The 17647-nt window shown below is 65.0% G+C and carries 17 protein-coding genes and 1 tRNA gene; 9 read left to right on the top strand and 9 right to left on the bottom strand.

The genetic code is table 11. The features are described from left to right. Positions 1-63 precede the first annotated feature (63 nt). Complete coding sequence (gene gcvA / locus VH326_RS06210; protein ID WP_329630934.1) at positions 64-960, bottom strand: transcriptional regulator GcvA; 897 nt, start codon at positions 958-960, stop codon at positions 64-66. Positions 961-1078: 118 nt separating this feature from the next. On the opposite strand from gcvA, the gene VH326_RS06205 reads away from it, so the two are divergent. The 4 genes from VH326_RS06205 to purC all read left to right on the top strand — a co-directional run bounded on the left by VH326_RS06205 (position 1079) and on the right by purC (position 4028). Further along, positions 1079-1267 (top strand): hypothetical protein, encoded by a 189-nt coding sequence (locus VH326_RS06205; RefSeq protein WP_329630933.1) that lies wholly within the window; start codon positions 1079-1081, stop codon positions 1265-1267. A gap of 107 nt (positions 1268-1374) precedes the next feature. Then, positions 1375-2214, top strand: a complete 840-nt coding sequence (locus VH326_RS06200) for an alpha/beta hydrolase (RefSeq protein ID WP_329630932.1) — start codon at positions 1375-1377, stop codon at positions 2212-2214. A 184-nt stretch (positions 2215-2398) separates the two neighbouring features. Beyond that, complete coding sequence (locus tag VH326_RS06195; protein ID WP_329630931.1) at positions 2399-3148, top strand: hypothetical protein; 750 nt, start codon at positions 2399-2401, stop codon at positions 3146-3148. Positions 3149-3248: 100 nt separating this feature from the next. Continuing rightward, positions 3249-4028, top strand: a complete 780-nt coding sequence (purC, locus tag VH326_RS06190; protein WP_329630930.1) for a phosphoribosylaminoimidazolesuccinocarboxamide synthase — start codon at positions 3249-3251, stop codon at positions 4026-4028. Between the two features lie 15 nt (positions 4029-4043). Here the strand turns inward: purC and VH326_RS06185 are convergent, their stop codons facing one another. Continuing rightward, positions 4044-4193, bottom strand: coding sequence for a hypothetical protein (locus tag VH326_RS06185; protein WP_329630929.1), 150 nt, complete (start codon positions 4191-4193; stop codon positions 4044-4046). Between the two features lie 156 nt (positions 4194-4349). Here VH326_RS06185 and purS point away from each other — a divergent pair, with 156 nt between their 5' ends. Together purS and purQ are read left to right on the top strand one after the other, a co-directional pair. Further along, entirely contained in the window at positions 4350-4577 is a 228-nt protein-coding gene (purS, locus tag VH326_RS06180) for a phosphoribosylformylglycinamidine synthase subunit PurS (RefSeq protein ID WP_329630928.1), read from the top strand. Beyond that, positions 4574-5242, top strand: a complete 669-nt coding sequence (purQ, locus tag VH326_RS06175) for a phosphoribosylformylglycinamidine synthase subunit PurQ (protein WP_329630927.1) — start codon at positions 4574-4576, stop codon at positions 5240-5242. The genes purS and purQ overlap by 4 nt, the downstream gene beginning before the upstream one ends. A 137-nt stretch (positions 5243-5379) precedes the next feature. On the opposite strand, the gene VH326_RS06170 is transcribed toward purQ, so the two are convergent. Beyond that, positions 5380-6156 (bottom strand): queuosine precursor transporter, encoded by a 777-nt coding sequence (locus VH326_RS06170; RefSeq protein WP_329630926.1) that lies wholly within the window; start codon positions 6154-6156, stop codon positions 5380-5382. A gap of 75 nt (positions 6157-6231) precedes the next feature. Here VH326_RS06170 and VH326_RS06165 point away from each other — a divergent pair. Then, positions 6232-6308, top strand: a tRNA-Arg gene (locus tag VH326_RS06165). Between the two features lie 25 nt (positions 6309-6333). Beyond that, positions 6334-6804, top strand: a complete 471-nt coding sequence (locus VH326_RS06160) for a GAF domain-containing protein (protein WP_329630925.1) — start codon at positions 6334-6336, stop codon at positions 6802-6804. On the opposite strand, the gene VH326_RS06155 is transcribed toward VH326_RS06160, so the two are convergent. The 3 genes from VH326_RS06155 to VH326_RS06145 are packed head-to-tail and all read right to left on the bottom strand — an operon-like array spanning position 6801 to position 9796. Further along, positions 6801-7811 (bottom strand): CaiB/BaiF CoA-transferase family protein, encoded by a 1011-nt coding sequence (locus tag VH326_RS06155; RefSeq protein WP_329630924.1) that lies wholly within the window; start codon positions 7809-7811, stop codon positions 6801-6803. The two genes, VH326_RS06160 and VH326_RS06155, sit on opposite strands and share 4 nt — an antisense overlap. 4 nt (positions 7812-7815) lie before the next feature. Continuing rightward, complete coding sequence (locus VH326_RS06150; protein WP_329630923.1) at positions 7816-8598, bottom strand: SDR family NAD(P)-dependent oxidoreductase; 783 nt, start codon at positions 8596-8598, stop codon at positions 7816-7818. 22 nt (positions 8599-8620) lie between these two features. Next, entirely contained in the window at positions 8621-9796 is a 1176-nt protein-coding gene (locus tag VH326_RS06145) for an acetyl-CoA C-acetyltransferase (RefSeq protein WP_329630922.1), read from the bottom strand. A 142-nt stretch (positions 9797-9938) separates the two neighbouring features. On the opposite strand from VH326_RS06145, the gene VH326_RS06140 reads away from it, so the two are divergent. Further along, on the top strand, positions 9939-12041 hold the full coding sequence (locus tag VH326_RS06140; RefSeq protein WP_329631007.1) for a malate synthase G: 2103 nt from the start codon (positions 9939-9941) through the stop codon (positions 12039-12041). A gap of 36 nt (positions 12042-12077) precedes the next feature. Here the strand turns inward: VH326_RS06140 and VH326_RS06135 are convergent, their stop codons facing one another. The 3 genes from VH326_RS06135 to VH326_RS06125 form a co-directional block, all read right to left on the bottom strand. After that, positions 12078-12410 carry a hypothetical protein gene (locus VH326_RS06135; RefSeq protein WP_329630921.1) on the bottom strand — a complete coding sequence of 111 codons (333 nt, stop codon included), beginning with the start codon at positions 12408-12410 and terminating at the stop codon, positions 12078-12080. Positions 12411-12553: 143 nt separating this feature from the next. Beyond that, positions 12554-16165 carry an error-prone DNA polymerase gene (locus VH326_RS06130; RefSeq protein ID WP_329630920.1) on the bottom strand — a complete coding sequence of 1204 codons (3612 nt, stop codon included), beginning with the start codon at positions 16163-16165 and terminating at the stop codon, positions 12554-12556. Next, positions 16162-17643, bottom strand: coding sequence for a DNA polymerase Y family protein (locus VH326_RS06125; protein WP_329631006.1), 1482 nt, complete (start codon positions 17641-17643; stop codon positions 16162-16164). Before VH326_RS06125 ends, VH326_RS06130 begins: the two co-directional genes overlap by 4 nt. Positions 17644-17647: the final 4 nt, after the last annotated feature.

The raw sequence follows: 17647 nt of genomic DNA, 5'->3' as shown, positions 1-17647 counted from the left end.
CGGCTTCGGTTAGTGCGGATTGATCAAAGAGGGAACAGCCAGTGGCCGCAAAGCTGTGGGCGGCTAGACTGGGCTCGGCAGATCACGCGCCAATTCCGCGAGCAGCCATTCGCGGAAGCGCTTGATCTTGGGCGTGCCGCGCCGGGCCTGGGGGTAGACAAGCCAATAGGCATAGCCGCGCGTCGAGACTTGCTCGAACGGCCGCACCAGTCGCCCCTCCGCCAGATCGTTGCGCCAGAAGAACGGCGTCAGCATCGCCACCCCCTGCCCCGCCATCGCCGCATGGCCTTCATGCGCCTGGCTGTCGAGACGGACCCCGGCGCGCGGCGGGCCTTCGGGGACGTCGACCCCGGCCTCGCGCAGCCAGAATGGCCACCACGGATCGTGCAGGCTGATCTGCGGCACGTCGAGCAGCTTTTCGGGGGTGAGCGGGCCGTGGCGCCGCAGGAACCCCGGCGAGCACATCGGAGTGAAATCGATCGGCACGATCAAATCCTCGATCAGCCCGTCCCATCCGCCCAGCCCGGCGCGGACGGCAACATCGACATCGTCGCTGCCGAAATCGGCCATTGCATCGCTGGTCTGCAGCCGCACCGCCATTTCGGGGTGTTTCATCTGAAAGCTGCCGAGCCGCCATGCCAACCAGGTGTTGGCGAACGTGTTCGAGGTGGAAACGGTCAGTACCGCCTCATCCGCCGCGCGGATCGCGCCGAACGCCGAATCGATTGCGTCGAACGCGCGGGTGATTGGTGGCGCCGCGGCGCGGCCGGCGTCGGTCAGTACGACGCGGCGCTTTTCGCGGCGGAACAGCGGCGCGCCGAGCCGCTCTTCCAGCACCTTGATCTGATAGCTGACCGCGGCCTGGGTCATGCCGAGCTCGGCGGCCGCGGCGGTGAAATTCTCATGCCGCGCCGCGGCTTCGAACACGCGGACGGCGGCAAGGGGCGGCAGGCGACGCATAGCTTTTCCATAAGCGTCGCTTGTCGATCGTGTCCAACGATTTGTTGGTGCGCGCGGCGCGCGCCACGCATATCGCAGCGGCTAGCGAAACCCGAGAGACCGAAGAAGGATTTGAACCATGCGTGACGATTTCCTGCGCGGCGACTGGGTCGCGAACCATCACCATCTCAGTGCGGGCGTCGATAAGCTGGTTCGAAAGCTCGCACACGCCGTCGGCGACACGTTCGACGCGCTGGCCCGCCAGCAATTCGACGCACCGTGGCAGCATCGCTGGCGCCAGGTGAAGATCGGCAGCGAGCGCTGCTGACCCTCGCCGGGCCGATCGCCCGCTCCCTCGCGATCGGCCCGGCGATGCTATAGTTCGCGGCGATGATCCGGCTTGCCTTCCTCGCCCTGCTGGGGTCTCTCGCGATCATGCCGAGCGATACCTTCACGCCGATGACCTGGGCCGACCTGCTGTCGCGCCCGCGCCCTGCACCGCAAGCGACGATCGCCTATGGCGCGGACGACTTTCAGAAGATTGACCTATGGTTGCCCACCGGAGCCGGCCCGTTTCCGGTCGTGCTGATGGTGCATGGCGGGTGCTGGACGACCAGTGTCGCCGACCGCAGCATCATGGATTGGGCCGCCGAAGACCTCCGCCGCGCCGGCTATGCGGTGTGGAATATCGACTATCGCGGCGTCGACCGCCCCGGCGGCGGCTATCCCGGCACGTTTATGGATGCCGCCGCAGCAGCCGACCTGTTGCGCGCCAACGCCGCTAAGTATCACCTCGATCTCACGCGCATCGTCGCGGTGGGGCACAGTGCCGGCGGACACCTCGCTTTGTGGCTGGCGGCACGTCCCAACCTGTCCAGGACCAGCCCGCTCTACACCCCCGACCCGCTCCCGATCGCGAACGTCATCAGCCTCGGCGGACTGCCCGATCTCGAGGAAACGGCCGCCAGCCCCGACAATGGCTGCGGCACCGACGTCGTCACTCGACTCGTTGGTAAGCCGACCTCCGGCCGCGCCGATGTCTATGCCGACACGTCGGTCCCGCGGCTCTTCCCGCTCGCGGCTGCTCAGGATCTCGTCAACGGGCGCGAGGACACGATCATCCCCTACCGACTGGCCACCGATTACGTCGCCAAATCGCGCGGCGGAGCGACGCTCCATACCGTCCCGAATACCGGCCACGTCGAACTGATCGCCCCCGGATCGTCTGCGTGGAATAAGGCTAAGCATTTAATAAAACTGGCGTTTCACTCCTGAATCTCTCCGCTTGACGGCAATACCCTATCGATGTGATGGTGTATTGTCGGCGTTTGGGAGAGCGATCATGCGACATTTGGTGATGACGTCCGTCTGCGTTGCGGCCCTGGCGCTTGCCGGCTGCTCCAGATCCGAAAATTCCGGCTATTCGAGCGGCGGGGGTGGCACGAACGCCCCGGCCGCGATGAGCGACGCCGCGCCGGGTATCGCGGTCACCGCCGCGCCGGGCGTCGCGTTCAACTATCGCTACGCCTTCCGCCTGCCCGCCGAAAAGCTCGCCGCCGCGCAGGAAACGCATGCCCAGGCGTGCGAAAAGCTCGGCGTCGCGCGCTGCCGGATCATCGGCATGCGCTATCGCGTGCTCGGCGAGAACAGCAGCGAAGGCACGTTGCTGTTCAAGCTCGACCCCGCGCTCGCCCGGGCGTTCGGCAAGCAAGGCATCGATGCGATCACCGCCTCCGAAGGCAAGCTGGTCGATGCCGAAATCACCGGTACCGATGCCGGGGCGGAGATCGCCAAGCAGCAGGGTCTGCGCGCGCAGGCGGCAGCCGAGCTTCAACGCATCGACGGCGAGCCCAAGCGCAGCGATCTGAAAAGCGACGAGCGCGCCGAACTGCAGAACCAGCGCGCAGCGATCACCGACCGGATCGCCGCCGCCAAGAGCAACGTCGGCGAGCAGACCGACTCGCTCGCCAACACGCCGATGGAATTCGATTACGAATCCGGCCCCGCGGTGCAGGGCTTCGACGGCAGCGCACCGATCACCAGCGCCGCCAACGTGTTCGTCGGCTCCGCCACCGTCACGATCGGGTTCGTGCTGACGCTGCTCGCCGCGCTTGCCCCGCCGGGGATCATCCTGTTGGGCGGCTTCCTGTTGTGGCGCCGCTTGCGTCCGCGTCGGCGCCCCGTCCCGCAGGCGGACACGCCCGCCTGATTGCGCCCCCGTCACGCTTCCTGTAAGGGCCTCGGCTCCCGCCCCGGCGCGCCACTCGCGTTGCCGGGGCCGCTCGTTTCATGAAGGACACGCGCCGACGATGGCACGCCGCCGCCAGATCTACGAGGGCAAGGCCAAGATCCTCTATGAGGGGCCCGAACCCGGCACGCTGATCCAGTATTTCAAGGACGACGCGACTGCGTTCAACGCGCAGAAAAAGGGCACGATCAACGGCAAGGGCGTGCTCAACAACCGTATCAGCGAGCACATCTTCACCTTGCTCGGGCTGATCGGCGTGCCCACCCATTTCATCCGTCGCCTCAACATGCGCGAGCAGCTGATCCGCCAGGTCGAGATCGTGCCGATCGAGGTCGTCATGCGCAACGTCGCCGCCGGGTCGCTGTCGACTCGGCTCGGCATCGAGGAAGGCACCCAGCTCCCGCGCACGATCATCGAATATTATTACAAGGACGATGCGCTCGGCGATCCGATGATCACCGACGAACATATCGCCGCGTTCGGCTGGGCAACGCAGGAGGAGATGCACGACATCGCCGATCTGGCGATCCGCGTGAACGATTTCCTGTGCGGACTGTTCGCCGGGGTCGGCATCCGGCTGGTCGACTTCAAGCTCGAATTCGGCCGCATTTGGGACAACGATTACAGCCGGATCATCCTCGCCGACGAGATCAGCCCCGACGGCTGCCGTCTGTGGGACATGAAGACCAACGAAAAGATGGACAAGGACCGCTTCCGCCGCGACCTAGGCGGCGAGGCCGAGGCATATCAGGAGGTCGCGCGGCGGCTCGGGCTGATGCCCGAGGGCGAGGATTCGGCGGTGCTCGATCTCGAAAAGCATCGGCAGAACCGCGGCAAGTGAGCCGCGGGCCGACCCTCAGCTCTTCACCCGTATCCCGCAAATGATCCCGAACACGAAGCACGACACCAGCGAGAGCTGGACGTAGCCTGCGGGATCGCTCCAGCCGAAATAGTTCTGGCCGAACGCGAACACTGCGATGAACAGGAACATTGCCACGATGGCCATGTCCGGTACCCCCAACTTGCCCGCGCTACCCAGTGAGTCGGGCCGGTCCTGTCCTAAAAGCTGCGCCCCGACCGTTAACGAAACGTAAAAGTTGCGACGAGTGGCGGGCGCGGCCATAGGGGCGCCGACTCCCTCCTCGAACCAGGAAGCCGCCCCATGAAGGTCCGCATCGTCGTCACCCTCAAGCCCGGCGTGCTCGATCCGCAGGGCAAGGCGATCCACAAGTCGCTCGAAAGCCTCGGGTTCGGCGGGATCAACGACGTCCGCGCGGGCAAGGTGATCGAGCTCGACGTCGCCGACGATATCAGCGACGCCGATCTCGACGGCATGTGCCGCAAGCTGATCGCGAATACGGTAATCGAGAATTACAGGATCGAGCGATGACCGCGGCGGTCGTTGTATTCCCCGGCTCCAATTGCGACCGCGACCTCGCAGTGGCGATCGATTCGGTGACCGGGCGCAAGCCCAACATGGTGTGGCACGGCGAGACCGAGTTGCCCGCCGGCACCGATCTGATCGCGCTGCCCGGGGGGTTCTCATACGGCGATTATCTCCGCTCGGGCGCGATGGCGGCGCGGTCGCCGGTGATGCGCGCGGTGATCGCCGCGGTCGAGCGCGGCGTGCCGGTTCTGGGCGTGTGCAACGGCTTCCAGGTGCTGACCGAAGCCGGGCTGCTGCCGGGCGCGCTGATGCGCAACGCAGGACTCAACTTCGTCTGTCGCGATGTCGAACTGACCGTCGAGAATGCGCAGTCGGTCTTCACCAGCCGCTACTCCGCTGGCGAGACGATCCGGATCCCGGTCGCGCACCATGACGGCAATTACACCGCCGACCCCGAGACGCTCGACCGGATCGAAGGCGAAGGCCGCGTGGCGTTCCGCTATACCGGCGAGGTCAATGGATCGGCGAGGCGCATCGCAGGTGTGCTAAACGCGAGCGGCAACGTGCTCGGCATGATGCCGCACCCCGAGCGCAAGATCGAAGCCACGCATGGCGGCGACGATGGCCGGCGGCTGTTCGAGGGCCTGATGGAGCTGATCGCGGCCTAACTCTTCGGCTGGTAATGTTGGAATTGAAGAGTCAGGGTCAGCCCTTACTCTTTGACATCGTCGATCCGCGCTTGTCCGGCTTGTCGGATTTGGCGGGTGCGTCGTGATAGTGTGACCCCTTGTGTGACCTTTCGCGCTCACACTCCGGCGTGGAACGGGCTGAAATCGGTCCCTTCGTCGTACAAGTCGACGCCTTCCTTACGCTTGAGGAATCCGACCACGGCATAAGTGACGGGGGTCAGCACGACTTCCCAACCGACCTTGAGCACGAACTGGCTGAGCATCACGAGCAGCATCGCATGGATCGGCCAATCGGGGGCGCCAAAGAATGCGATGGGGTAGAAGATCAGGCTGTCGGCGCCCTCGCCGAGGATCGTCGAGCCGATCGTTCGAGTCCATAGCCACCGCCCGCTGGTCCAGATCTTCATCTTGGCCAGCACATAGGAATTGAGCAGATCGCCCACCCAGAACGCGCACAGCGAGGCAAAGGCAATCCGGCCGCCAATGCCGACGCTCACATACGGGAACGTATCGATCAGGTGCGGCGGCAGGCCAAAAACATATTCGTACTGAGCCTGCCCCTCCCAGTCGGCGGCGGGCGGAAGCGCGACGACGGTCCATTCCATCACCACCAGGAAGGCGAGCGCAACGAACCCGGTCCAGATCACGCGCCGCGCCCGCGCGTAGCCGTAGACCTCGGTCAGCACGTCATCGAGAAGGTAAGAGAGCGGGAAGAACAGGATGCCGGCGCCGAACGGCCACAGCCCGAACCAAGGCAAATCGATCACCGCGCGCTTGCCCGCGCCGACCACGTTCGACAGCACGAGGATGACGACGAACGCCACCATCACGAAATCGAAATAGCGGAACTGCGCCCCGCGCATTTGATTGGCGGTGACCTTATCGAGCGCCATGCCTGCCCTCCCCTTCATCCTCGCCGATATGAAGCCCGTTTCGCGCCCGCGCAATCCGGGCTAGGCCGCTCGCGGGCGCCCGTAGTTCAACTGGATAGAGCACGAGCCTTCTAAGCTTGGAGTTGCAGGTTCGAGTCCTGCCGGGCGCGCCATTTTGTAGTGCATGAAGGGCGGCCGATGGACTTCGAGCGGGAAGTGAGCACCTTGTCGGCAAGCGGCGTGTTAGGTGAGGTGCTTCGCGAGCTTTGCGACGTGACCGACATGGGCTTTGCCGCCGTCGCCCGCGTGACCGAACACCGCTGGATCGCATGCCAGGTGCTCGATAAGATCGAGTTCGGGCTCGAACCCGGCGGCGAGCTCAAGGTCAGCACCACGATCTGCAACGAGATTCGCGACAGCGGGGAGGCGGTTTACATCGATTGCGTCGGCGACGCGCCGATGTGGCGAACGCATCCGACACCTATCCTCTACGGCTTCCAGAGCTACGTCTCGGTGCCGCTCAACCGCGCGGACGGAAGCTTCTTCGGAACGTTGTGCGCGATCGACCCGGTACCGCACGTCGTCGACACGCCCGAAATCCGATCCGCGATCGATGATCTTTCGCGTCGCGTGGTGGCGTGCCTCGATCGTAAAGTCGGCGCGGCCTAGCGAAGAAAGCGCGGGGCCGGCGCGGGTTGAGTCACGCCGTCGATGTCGACGAACGTTTTGCGCGTCACGTTGTGCGGGTGCACCGCGGCCTCCGACATCGACAATATCGGCGCGAAGCAGACGTCGCTCCCCTCCATCAGGGCGCACCATTCGTCGCGCGTCTTGCTCCGGAGGATTGCGGCCAGCCGCTCTTTCTGCGCTGGCCATTGCGCGCGATCGAACTGGGCGTCGAACAGCCGATCTTCGATCAGTCCGAGCTTCTCGCGGAGCAAGGCGTAGAATTGCGGCTCGATCGACCCGATCGCGACATAGCCGCCGTCCGCGGTTTCGTAGGTGTCGTAGAAGGGCGCGCCGGTATCGAGCAGATTGGTGCCGCGATCCTCGCTCCACATGCCCTGCGCGCGGAAGCCCCACATCATCGCCATCAGCAACGCGGATCCATCGGTCATCGCGCAGTCGATCACCTGGCCGTCGGCGCCGTTCTTCACGGCCAGCAGTGCGCTGACCATGCCAAACGCGAGCATCATCGCACCGCCGCCAAAGTCTCCGACGAGATTGATCGGCGGAGTTGGCTTTTGGCCCGCGCGGCCGAGCGCGCCGAGCACGCCCGACAGCGCGATGTAATTGATGTCGTGCCCGGCGGCGTGCGCGTACGGCCCGTCCTGCCCCCATCCGGTCATGCGGCCGTAGACGAGCTTGGGATTGTCGCCGAGCAGTATGTCGGGACCGATGCCGAGCCGCTCCATCACGCCGGGACGGAACCCCTCGATCAGCCCGTCGGCCGTCTTCACCAGCTCGCGCAGCTTTGCGACGTCCTCGGCCGCCTTGAGGTCGAGCTGCATCGCCGTCCGGCCCCGCAGCAACGGATCGCGCGGGTTGAGCGCCGTGCCCGGCCTATCGACGCGGATCACCTCCGCACCGTGATCCGCCAGCATCATCCCGCAGAACGGCGCCGGGCCGATCCCCGCCAGCTCGACGATGCGAATGCCGGTCAGCGGCCCGGGCATGACGTCAGCGCGGCGCCATGCGGATAGCACCGTCGAGGCGGACGTCCTCGCCGTTGAAATAGCCGTTTTCGATCATCGTCAGCGCGAGGTGCGCGTATTCGGGCGGATTGCCGAGCCGCTTGGGGAACGGCACCGATGCAGCGAGGTTGTCCTTCACCTGCTGCGGCGCGCCCTGCATCAACGGGGTCTCGAAGATGCCCGGCAGGATCGTGTTGATCCGGATGCCTTCGTTCATCAGGTCGCGCGCGATCGGCAGCGTCATGCCGACGACGCCGCCCTTCGACGCCGAATAGGCCGCCTGGCCGATCTGGCCGTCCTCCGCGGCCACGCTCGCGGTCATCACCATCGCACCGCGCTCGCCATCCTCGCCGGCTTCGAGGCTCAGCATTCCGGCCGCCGACTTGGCGACGCAGCGGAACGTGCCAACCAGATTTATCTGGATGAGCCAGTTGAACGCCTCGAGCGGGAAATGCTTGATCGAACCGTCTTCCTTCGATCGGCTCGCCGTCTTCACCGCGTTGCCAGTGCCGGCGCAGCAGACAAGGACGCGCTCCTGCCCGTGCGCCGCGCGCGCCTTCGCGAAGCCGGCGTCGACACTCTCGTCGCTGGTCACATTGACCTCACAGAACAGCCCGCCGATCTCCTGCGCGACGGCCTCACCCTTTTCGGCCTGCATGTCGAAGATCGCGACCTGGACGCCCTTGGCCGCGAGCGCCCGCGCGGTTGCCGCGCCGAGCCCCGACGCCCCGCCGGTGACGACGGCAGCCACCGATGAATCCAGCTTCATTTATCTCTCTCCCGTAAATCTCTTAAAACCGCTCGACGATCGTCACGTTGGCGATTCCACCGCCTTCGCACATCGTCTGCAGCCCCCAGCGTTTGTCGCGCGCTTTCAGCGCGTGCAGCAGCGTCGTCATTAGCTTGGTCCCCGACGCGCCGAGCGGGTGGCCGAGCGCGATCGCGCCGCCATTGACGTTGAGCCGCGAATGATCGCCGCCGATCACGCGCAGCCATGCCAGCGGCACCGGCGCGAATGCTTCGTTGACTTCGTACAGATCGATATCCTCGATCTTCATACCGGCGCGTTGGAGCGCGCGCTGAGTCGCGGGCAGCGGCTCCTCGAGCATGATCACGGGGTCGCCTGCGGTGACTGTCAGGTTATGAATCCGCGCCAGCGGGGTAAGTCCATGCCCCTTGAGGGCCCGTTCGCTGACGATCATCACCCCCGACGCGCCGTCGCAGATCTGGCTAGCCGAGGCCGCGGTCAGCACGCTCCCCTCGCCGAGCGGCTTCACGCCCGCCATCGATTCGGGCGTCGCGTCGTAGCGGATGCCCTCATCCGTGGTGTGGAGCTGGGTGTTGCCGTCTTCATCGACGACTTCGATCGGCACGATCTCATCGCCGAACGCGCCCGCCTGAGTCGCTGCCGCCGCGCGGCGATGGCTTTCGAGCGAAAAAGCGTCGAGCTCCTCGCGGCTGAACCCGTATTTCTGCGCCATCATCCCGGCGCCGACGAACTGGCTGAAGCCGGGCACGCCGTAGCGATCCTTGATCTTCTGCGACCACGGACCGATCCCGATGCCGAGTTGCGCGGGCGCCGAACTGGCGAGTCCCATCGGCACGCGGGTCATGCTCTCGACGCCCGCCGCGATCACCACGTCCTGCGTGCCCGACATCACCGCTTGCGCCGCGAACTGGATCGCCTGCTGCGACGATCCGCACTGGCGGTCGATCGAGACCGCGGGGACGCTGTCCGGAAGCGACGAAGCCATCACTGCGCTGCGGCCGATATGTGCGGATTGCTCGCCGGCCTGCATCACGCAGCCCATGATCACGTCCTCGACCGCGGCGCCATCGATCCCGGCGCGCTCCACCACCGCGTCGAGCACCTTGCCGGCGAGGTCGGCGGGGTGCCACCCGGCCAATTTACCGCCACGACGCCCGCCCGCGGTCCGCCCCGCCGACACGATATACGCTTCCGCCATCCTCGCTCTCCTTATCGGTTGCAGTTAGCCACTGGTTGACGCAAGCGGCAAGCGCAATTTCCCGATGGGCAGCGCGGCCGGCCGGTGTATCAGCCGGCTCCCCCCTCGTCAGACAACGGAGCAACATGTGTCCGAAGGTTCCATGATCGACCGAGCCGCCCTGAAAATCGCGAGCGAGCTCGTGACGTTCGTCGAAGAGAGCGCGCTGCCGGGCGCAGGAATCGCCTCGGACGCATTCTGGACGGGCGTGGCGGACGTCTTTGCGCGGTTCGCGCCCGAGAATGCGAAGCTGCTGGAAAAGCGCGATTTGATCCAGGCGGAGATCGACGGCTGGCTGGCGCAACGCGCGGGTGAGGCGATCGACCAGGCCGAGTATCAGGCGTTTCTCAAATCGATCGGTTATCTCGTCGAAGAACCCGGGCCGTTTCGTATCGACACTACGAACGTGGATCCCGAGATCGCGACCACTGCCGGGCCACAGCTCGTCGTGCCGATGCTCAACGCACGCTTCGTGCTCAACGCCGCCAATGCACGCTGGGGCAGCCTGTACGATGCGCTGTATGGGACCGACGCAATCCCCGGTCAGCCCAGGCCCGGCGGCTATGATGCCGAGCGCGGCGCGCAGGTGATCGCCCGAGCCAAGGCGTTTCTCGACGAGGCGGTGCCGCTGGCGAACGGGAGCTGGGCGGACCTGAGTGGCGCGCCCGAACTTGCCGATCCCTCGCTGCTGGTCGGTCGCGCGGACGAGAATTATCTATTCCGTCACAACGGGCTGCACATTGAAGTGGTAATCGACCGCGAGCATCCAGTCGGTTGCCATGACCCTGCCGGGATTGCCGACGTGATCCTGGAAAGTGCGATCACGACCATCGCCGACCTCGAGGATTCGATCGCCGCAGTCGACGCCGCGGACAAGGTTGCGGCCTATGCCAATTGGCTCGGGCTGATGCGCGGCGATCTGGAAGAGACGTTCGACAAGGGTGGCCGCAGCGTGACTCGCCGGCTGAACCCCGATCGCCGCTACACCGCGCCCGACGGCGGCGAGTTCACGCTGAACGGCCGTAGCTTGCTGTTCGTGCGCAATGTCGGTCACTTGATGACCACACCGGCGGTGATCCTGCCCGACGGCGGCGAGGCGCCAGAGGGCATCCTCGACGCGATCATGACCAGCCTGATCGGGCTTCACGACCTGAAGGGGCTCGGCAAATTCCGCAACAGCCAAGCGGGATCGATCTATATCGTCAAGCCCAAGATGCACGGGCCCGACGAGGCCGCCTTCACTGACCAGCTGTTCGACGCGGTGGAGGATCTGCTGGGCCTGCCGCGTCACACGATCAAGGTCGGCGTGATGGATGAGGAGCGCCGCACCTCGGCCAATCTCGCGGCATGCATCCATGCGGTGAAGGATCGGATCGTCTTCATCAACACCGGCTTCCTCGATCGCACCGGCGATGAGATCCACACCAGCATGCAGGCAGGCCCAATGGTGCCCAAGGGAGAGATGAAGACCAGCGCCTGGATCAAGGCGTACGAGGACCGCAACGTCCAGATCGGGCTTGCCTGCGGGCTCAGCGGCAAGGCGCAGATCGGCAAGGGCATGTGGGCGGCGCCCGACCGCATGGCCGACATGCTCGACCAGAAGATCGGTCATCCGATGACCGGGGCGACCACCGCCTGGGTGCCGTCGCCCACCGCGGCGACGCTCCACGCCACGCACTATCACCGGATCGACGTGTTCGAGCGCCAGCAGGCACGCAGGGATGAGCCGATCGCCAGCCTCGACGATCTGCTGACGATCCCGCTGGCGCTGGGGCGCAACTGGACGCCCGAGGAGGTGCGCGCCGAACTCAACAACAATTGCCAGGGTATCCTTGGCTATGTCGTGCGCTGGATCGATCAGGGTGTGGGCTGTTCGAAAGTGCCCGACATTCACGATGTCGGCCTGATGGAAGATCGCGCGACCCTGCGGATTTCAAGTCAGGCGCTGGCCAACTGGCTGCTCCACGGCGTCTGCACGCCCGAGGAGGTCGAAGCCGCGTTCGGGCGAATGGCGATCAAGGTCGATGCCCAGAATGCCGGGGATCCCGCCTACCGGTCGCTGGTGAACAACCCGACGGGCTCGGCCTTTCGTGCAGCGCGCGCGCTGGTGTTCGAAGGGACGGTGCAGCCCAACGGCTATACCGAGCCGCTACTCCACGCCTTTCGCGCCGAGGCGAAGGCGTCACAAAAAGGGCGGCCGGAATGAACCGACCACCCACTCTTTTTCAGGTCGTAACGGCGATCAGGTCGCGTGAACGCCGTCGCCACGGCATACGTTGACGTTGGCGAACGTCTGTTCGTAGCCATCGCTGAATTTGAGCTTGATGTCGTACAGGCAGGTGTCGCCGTCGCCCATCGTGAAGTTGGATTTGGTGTTCGGCTTGACCGGGTAGTCGAGGTAGATTTCCTCCCAGGTCTGGGTGGTGCCTGCAGCGGCATACCACACGCGCTGGACCGATACCGAACTGTTGGTGTTGTTGACATAGAAGCCGCGGCCCGCGGCAAGCGCCGGGCTGGCGATCGCAACGGCAGTCAGAGCGGCGGCAGCGGCGAAGGATGTGAATAACCTGGTCATCGATTTCCCCTCTCAACGACGCAGGGAAAGGCATTTTCCCCGAATAAGCCTACTGGATATGCGTACCGAGTGGCAATGCAATCTAGGGGAATTGGGGCGCCTCGGTATTGGATAAATCGGTCGCGAAGATACAAGTTTGCGCATCAATGAAAGTCGCGTGACGGCGGCAGGATGCGGACGTTGCGGGGATGCCGCACGCGCTGAGCCGCTCGATAGCGTGGATCAGGCGTCAGGCCGATATCGGCGCGCGCCATCGCCGGGCGAGTCTCGCGATCCTCCGACAATCGACTCAGTTCGTGCGTACGGTCGATGACCCGAGTGCCGATCAAGTGAACGACGCTTCCATCCCTTGGTGCGCTGCGCTGCACCTCGCCCTCGACCGTCATCAGCCGCGCCCCCATCACTTGCATCCGCTGCGCTTCGAACACGCGCGCCCACAACAGCACGTTGGTGATTCCGGTTTCGTCCTCCAGCGTAATGAAGATCGCGTTGCCCGTGCCCGGCCGCTGGCGCACCAATACGACACCGGCAACGGTGACACGCGCGCCGTTTTTCGCTTTCGACACGTCGGCGCAGCTCAGCACGTTCTCCGCAGCAAACACCGGCCGCAGGAACTGCATCGGATGGCCTTTGAGCGACAGCCGCGTGAGCTGGTAATCGGCACTGACCTCTTCGCTGAGCGGCATCGCCGGCAGCCGCGCATCCTCTTCCTCGCCCAGTTCGCGCGCATCCGCCGCGGCGAACAACGGCAGTTCACCCGACGGCGTCCGCCGCACCTCCCACAAGGCATCGCGCCGCCCCTTGCCGATCGATCCCCAGGCATCGGCGTCCGCCAGCAAGCGCAGCGCCCGCGAAGGGAGATTGGCGCGGCGCGCGAACTCCTCGATCGAGGCGAAGCGTGTTTGGCCGCGAGCCTTTACGAGATCCTTCGCCCATTCCTCACGAAAGCCGTCGATCTGGCGGAAGCCCAATCGGAGTGCGAGGCCAGCATCACGGCGATCCCGCTTGATCCAGCGTGGCAACGGTTCTGGCGCGTCGTCGCACGCCTCCAGCCCGTTGTCCCAATCGCTTGCGTTAACGTCGATCGGCAGGATGGCGACGCCATGCTCGAACGTGTCGCGGACGATCTGCGCCGGCGCGTAGAATCCCATCGGTTGCGAATTGAGTAGCGCGCAGGCGAACACCGCGGGATGAAAACATTTCAACCAAGCCGAGACGTACACCAGCCGCGCGAATGATAGAGCATGGCTTTCAGGAAAGCCGTAACTGCCGAACCCCTTGATCTGATCGTAACAGCGTTGCGCGAAGTCGCGATCATAACCCCGCCTCACCATGCCCTCGACCATCTTGGTTTCGAGATTCTGGATCGTCCCGACGTTACGAAACGTGGCCATTGCGCGCCGCAAACGGTTGGCATCGTCCGGCGAGAAGTCCGCCGCGACGATGGCCAGCTTCATTGCCTGTTCCTGAAACAGCGGCACGCCTTCGGTCTTGCCGAGCACGTTGACCAGCTCATCGGGTGGTCCGAATTCGGAAGATGGCTTGGGGAAGCGAACCCTCTCTTTTTTGGCGCGGCGTCGCAGATAAGGGTGCACCATATTGCCCTGGATCGGACCCGGCCGAACGATGGCCACCTGCACGACGAGATCGTAGAACTTTTCCGGCTTGAGCCGTGGCAGCATGCTCATCTGCGCGCGGCTTTCGACCTGGAACAAGCCCAGGCTGTCCGCTTGGCAAAGCATTTCGTAGACGATCGGATTCTCGTCGGTTGCAAGCGTCCCTAGCTCGGGCCGAACCGACGTGTGCTGATCGATCAGATCGAATGCTTTGCGGATGCACGACAGCATCCCAAGCGCGAGAATGTCGACCTTCATCAATTTCAGCGCATCGATATCGTCCTTGTCCCATTCGATGAAGGTGCGATCCTTCATAGCGGCATTGTGCAACGGCACCGTCTCGATCAGCGGATTCTGGGTCAGCACGAACCCGCCGACATGCTGTGAGAGGTGCCGGGGAAATTCGACCAACTGATCGACCAGCGTCTTGAGCTGCGCAATCTCCGGATTGTCGAGCGTGAAGCCGGCCTGGGTGAAACGATCTTCCTCCACCTTGCTGGAATAGCTTCCCCAAATCGTACCGGCGAGACGAGACGTGACATCCTCGCTCATTCCCAATGCCTTACCTACCTCGCGCAACGTGCTGCGCGACCTATAGTGAATGACGGTAGCGGCGATCGCGGCGCGGTGACGGCCGTAGCGTTTGTAGATGTACTGCATCACCTCTTCGCGACGCTCATGTTCGAAATCGACGTCGATATCGGGAGGCTCGTTTCGCTCGCTGGACACGAAGCGCGAGAATAACAGGTCGTGCTTGACCGGATCGACCGAGGTCACGTCGAGGAGCCAACAGACGATCGAATTGGCGGCCGATCCGCGTCCCTGGCACAGGATCGGCGGCTCGCAGCTTCGCGCAAAGCGAACGATGTCGTGCACGGTGAGGAAATAATAAGCGTATTTACGCTGGCGGATGAGGGCGAACTCCTCCTGGATCAGCGCCTTCGCTTTGACTGGAATCGTGCCATCATATCGTTTGTGCGCGGCCTCCATGACCAGATGCTCCAGCCAATCCTGCGCCTCCCACCCATCGGGCACGGGCTCGTGGGGATATTCGTAGCTGAGTTGGTCGAGCGTGAAATCGATCCGCGCGAGCAGTCGTTCGGTTTCGGCGATCGCCTGCGGATAGCGGCGGAACAGCCGCGCCATTTCGTCGGGGTGCTTCAAATGCCGCTCGGCATTGGCTTCGAGCAGCCGACCCGCGGCCTTCACGGTCGTGCCTTTGCGGATGCAAGTGACGACATCGTGAAGCGGGCGCTGTTTGGACGAGGCGTAGAGCGCGTCGTTGGTGGCCAGCAGCGGCACGCCCGCCGTCCTCGCAATATTCGCGAGATCGCGAACCTGTCGATTGTCCCGTCCGCCGTGCGGCATCGTGATTCCGAGCCAGAGACGATCGCCAACGATACGTTTGAGACGGCCCAGGATTCCTTCGATTCCAACATCGCCGCGACCCTGTTCCGGGGTCCATTGCACCACTTGAGCTGTGGCCTCTGGAACGGCGGGTGCCGAAACAGGCCCAGCATGACGTGCTGGGAATTGGACGACGTTGCTCTCGCCCGCTTCTTCCTCCCCCAGTTGCAGAAATCCGCGATCCTGCTCCTCGGCGACCCGCCGCTTCTCCGCTAGTTGCTCGACTTCCGCGGCATCGAATGTGCTTTCCGTCAGCAGGATCAGCAGCAAATCCTGATGGTGCGCGATCAGGTCGCCGAGATCGAGCAGGCATCCCCCCTTCGCCGCGCGGCGGTTGCCAGCCGTGAGCAATCGAGTCAGCCGGCCCCAGCCGTAGCGCGTCGCGGGATAGGCGACGATGTCCGGGGTGCCGTCGCGGAAAACCAAACGTGCGCCTACCACCAGGCGGAAATGGAGATCGGGCTCGGGCAATTCGGGAGGCGGTGGGAAGGGCTCCCACGGCCGATCGGCTTCGTGCTTGGCGCGCGCTTTGGCCCAATCTTCGCTGCATTTCTCACGCGCTTGCTTAAGCGCGACATGCGCCCGCACCACGCCTGCGACGGTGTTGCGGTCGGCGATACCAATTCCTCGCATCTTCAGCCGGATCGCCTCGCCGACCATGTCGCTGGGATGCGACGCGCCGCGCAGGAACGAATAATTGGTCGCCGCGACCAGCTCGGCGAAACCGGTCATGCGAATATTCCGTGGACGTACCAGGCAGGCGCGGATTTGCCGTCTTCGAACAGGCCATGGCGGAAGATCCACAGTCGCCGCCCGCGCCGATCCTCGACGCGGTAATAATCGCGCGTTGGGGCTTCGCGCTTGGTCCACCATGGGGCGGCGATCCGTTCGGGGCCTTCGGCACGTGCAACGTCATGAAGCATGCGGCGCCAGCGGAAACGTGCTGGGGGGCCGTCGGGAATGCCGGCGATGACCTGTTCGATTCGCTGCGGCGGGTCGAACAGGTGGATCGGGCGCAACGGCGGCTCGCCCGGCTCGGGTGTCGGCCACTCGCCCGCCGGTACCGGCTCGACCGCGGGGAGCATGAACTCGGCTTGTTCGGGCAAATGCCTGTCGCGTGGGACGAAGCGGCGCACCCGTCCGCGGCCCAATCGAGTCGACAGCCGGTCGATCAGCGCCGCCAGCTCGGCCTCGGCGACCGCTCCGCCTTCGAGCTTCAATTGCGCCGCATCGAGCCGCTCGGCAATTGGAATATCGAGCCGGATCAGGTCGAACCCAAAGCCGGGATCGATCGGATCGGCCAGTGCGTCGATCCGTTCGCGGAACAGCCGCAGCACCGCGGCGACATCGCGGCTCGGCCGCCCGGTTTCGATCGCGAGCCGCTGGACCAATCCATCGGTGCGGAAGAAGCGCGCTTCGAACCGGCGCCCGCCTTCGTGGCTTTGCTCGAGCTGGAAGACAGCCTCGGCCATCAATTCGCCGACCACTTCCAGCGCGAATTCGGTGCGCGCGACCGGCTCGGCGAAGCGGCGCTCGACATGTAGTGGCGGCTTGACGGTGCGCGGGGCGAGCGGGCTGTCTGTCTCGCCGATGATCCGCCGAACGCGAGCCGCCGCATCGCCGCCGAAGCGCGCGGCGATCGCCGACGACGGCCGCACCACGACATCGCCCACCGTCTTCAATCCAGCGCGCTTCAGCGCCAGCGTCGCCTGGTCGTCGAGCCCCAGCGCCGCGACCGGCAGCCGGCGAATCGCTTCCTCCTCGTTTGCTCCGCTCACCCGCCACCGCGCCAGCGCGCGTGCCGCATCGGGGTTATCGGCAAAGGCATGTGCCGCCGCCACACCGAGACGTTCGAGCCGGGTGACGGCATCCGCCACCAGCGCCGCCTCGCTGCCGAACAAATGCACGCAGCCGGTCACGTCGAGCACCAGCCCGTCGGGCGTATCGAGCATCACCCAGGGCGTGTACCGCGTGCAGCCATCGGCGAGCCGCTCGAGCCAGCGATGATCCTCGTATGGCGCATGATCGAACGCCGCGAGCTCGGGCACCCGCGCACGCGCATCGGCGAGAGGCATGCCGGGCTCGATTCCCGATCGCGCCGCCGCCGGATCGACCGCGTACAGCCGCTGCGCGCCTTTGACCTTCTCCACCACCGCATAGGGCACATCGCGCCCCGCGCCCGCGAACAGATGCGCGCGCGCGATCCGCAGCCGC

It is taken from the genome of Sphingomonas sp. (assembly GCF_036269755.1).
Lineage (GTDB): Bacteria > Pseudomonadota > Alphaproteobacteria > Sphingomonadales > Sphingomonadaceae > Sphingomonas.
Note: the sequence above shows the minus strand (reverse complement) of the source record. Positions and strands in the feature narration are given on the sequence as shown.

Bases quoted from the DNA above. Each gene is read 5' to 3' on its own strand.
- gcvA (WP_329630934.1), bottom strand. From the start codon at position 960: ATGCGTCGCCTGCCGCCCCTTGCCGCCGTCCGCGTGTTCGAAGCCGCG.
- VH326_RS06205 (WP_329630933.1), top strand. From the start codon at position 1,079: ATGCGTGACGATTTCCTGCGCGGCGACTGGGTCGCGAACCATCACCAT.
- VH326_RS06200 (WP_329630932.1), top strand. From the start codon at position 1,375: ATGCCGAGCGATACCTTCACGCCGATGACCTGGGCCGACCTGCTGTCG.
- VH326_RS06195 (WP_329630931.1), top strand. From the start codon at position 2,399: ATGAGCGACGCCGCGCCGGGTATCGCGGTCACCGCCGCGCCGGGCGTC.
- purC (WP_329630930.1), top strand. From the start codon at position 3,249: ATGGCACGCCGCCGCCAGATCTACGAGGGCAAGGCCAAGATCCTCTAT.
- VH326_RS06185 (WP_329630929.1), bottom strand. From the start codon at position 4,193: ATGGCCATCGTGGCAATGTTCCTGTTCATCGCAGTGTTCGCGTTCGGC.
- purS (WP_329630928.1), top strand. From the start codon at position 4,350: ATGAAGGTCCGCATCGTCGTCACCCTCAAGCCCGGCGTGCTCGATCCG.
- purQ (WP_329630927.1), top strand. From the start codon at position 4,574: ATGACCGCGGCGGTCGTTGTATTCCCCGGCTCCAATTGCGACCGCGAC.
- VH326_RS06170 (WP_329630926.1), bottom strand. From the start codon at position 6,156: ATGGCGCTCGATAAGGTCACCGCCAATCAAATGCGCGGGGCGCAGTTC.
- VH326_RS06160 (WP_329630925.1), top strand. From the start codon at position 6,334: ATGGACTTCGAGCGGGAAGTGAGCACCTTGTCGGCAAGCGGCGTGTTA.
- VH326_RS06155 (WP_329630924.1), bottom strand. From the start codon at position 7,811: ATGCCCGGGCCGCTGACCGGCATTCGCATCGTCGAGCTGGCGGGGATC.
- VH326_RS06150 (WP_329630923.1), bottom strand. From the start codon at position 8,598: ATGAAGCTGGATTCATCGGTGGCTGCCGTCGTCACCGGCGGGGCGTCG.
- VH326_RS06145 (WP_329630922.1), bottom strand. From the start codon at position 9,796: ATGGCGGAAGCGTATATCGTGTCGGCGGGGCGGACCGCGGGCGGGCGT.
- VH326_RS06140 (WP_329631007.1), top strand. From the start codon at position 9,939: ATGATCGACCGAGCCGCCCTGAAAATCGCGAGCGAGCTCGTGACGTTC.
- VH326_RS06135 (WP_329630921.1), bottom strand. From the start codon at position 12,410: ATGACCAGGTTATTCACATCCTTCGCCGCTGCCGCCGCTCTGACTGCC.
- VH326_RS06130 (WP_329630920.1), bottom strand. From the start codon at position 16,165: ATGACCGGTTTCGCCGAGCTGGTCGCGGCGACCAATTATTCGTTCCTG.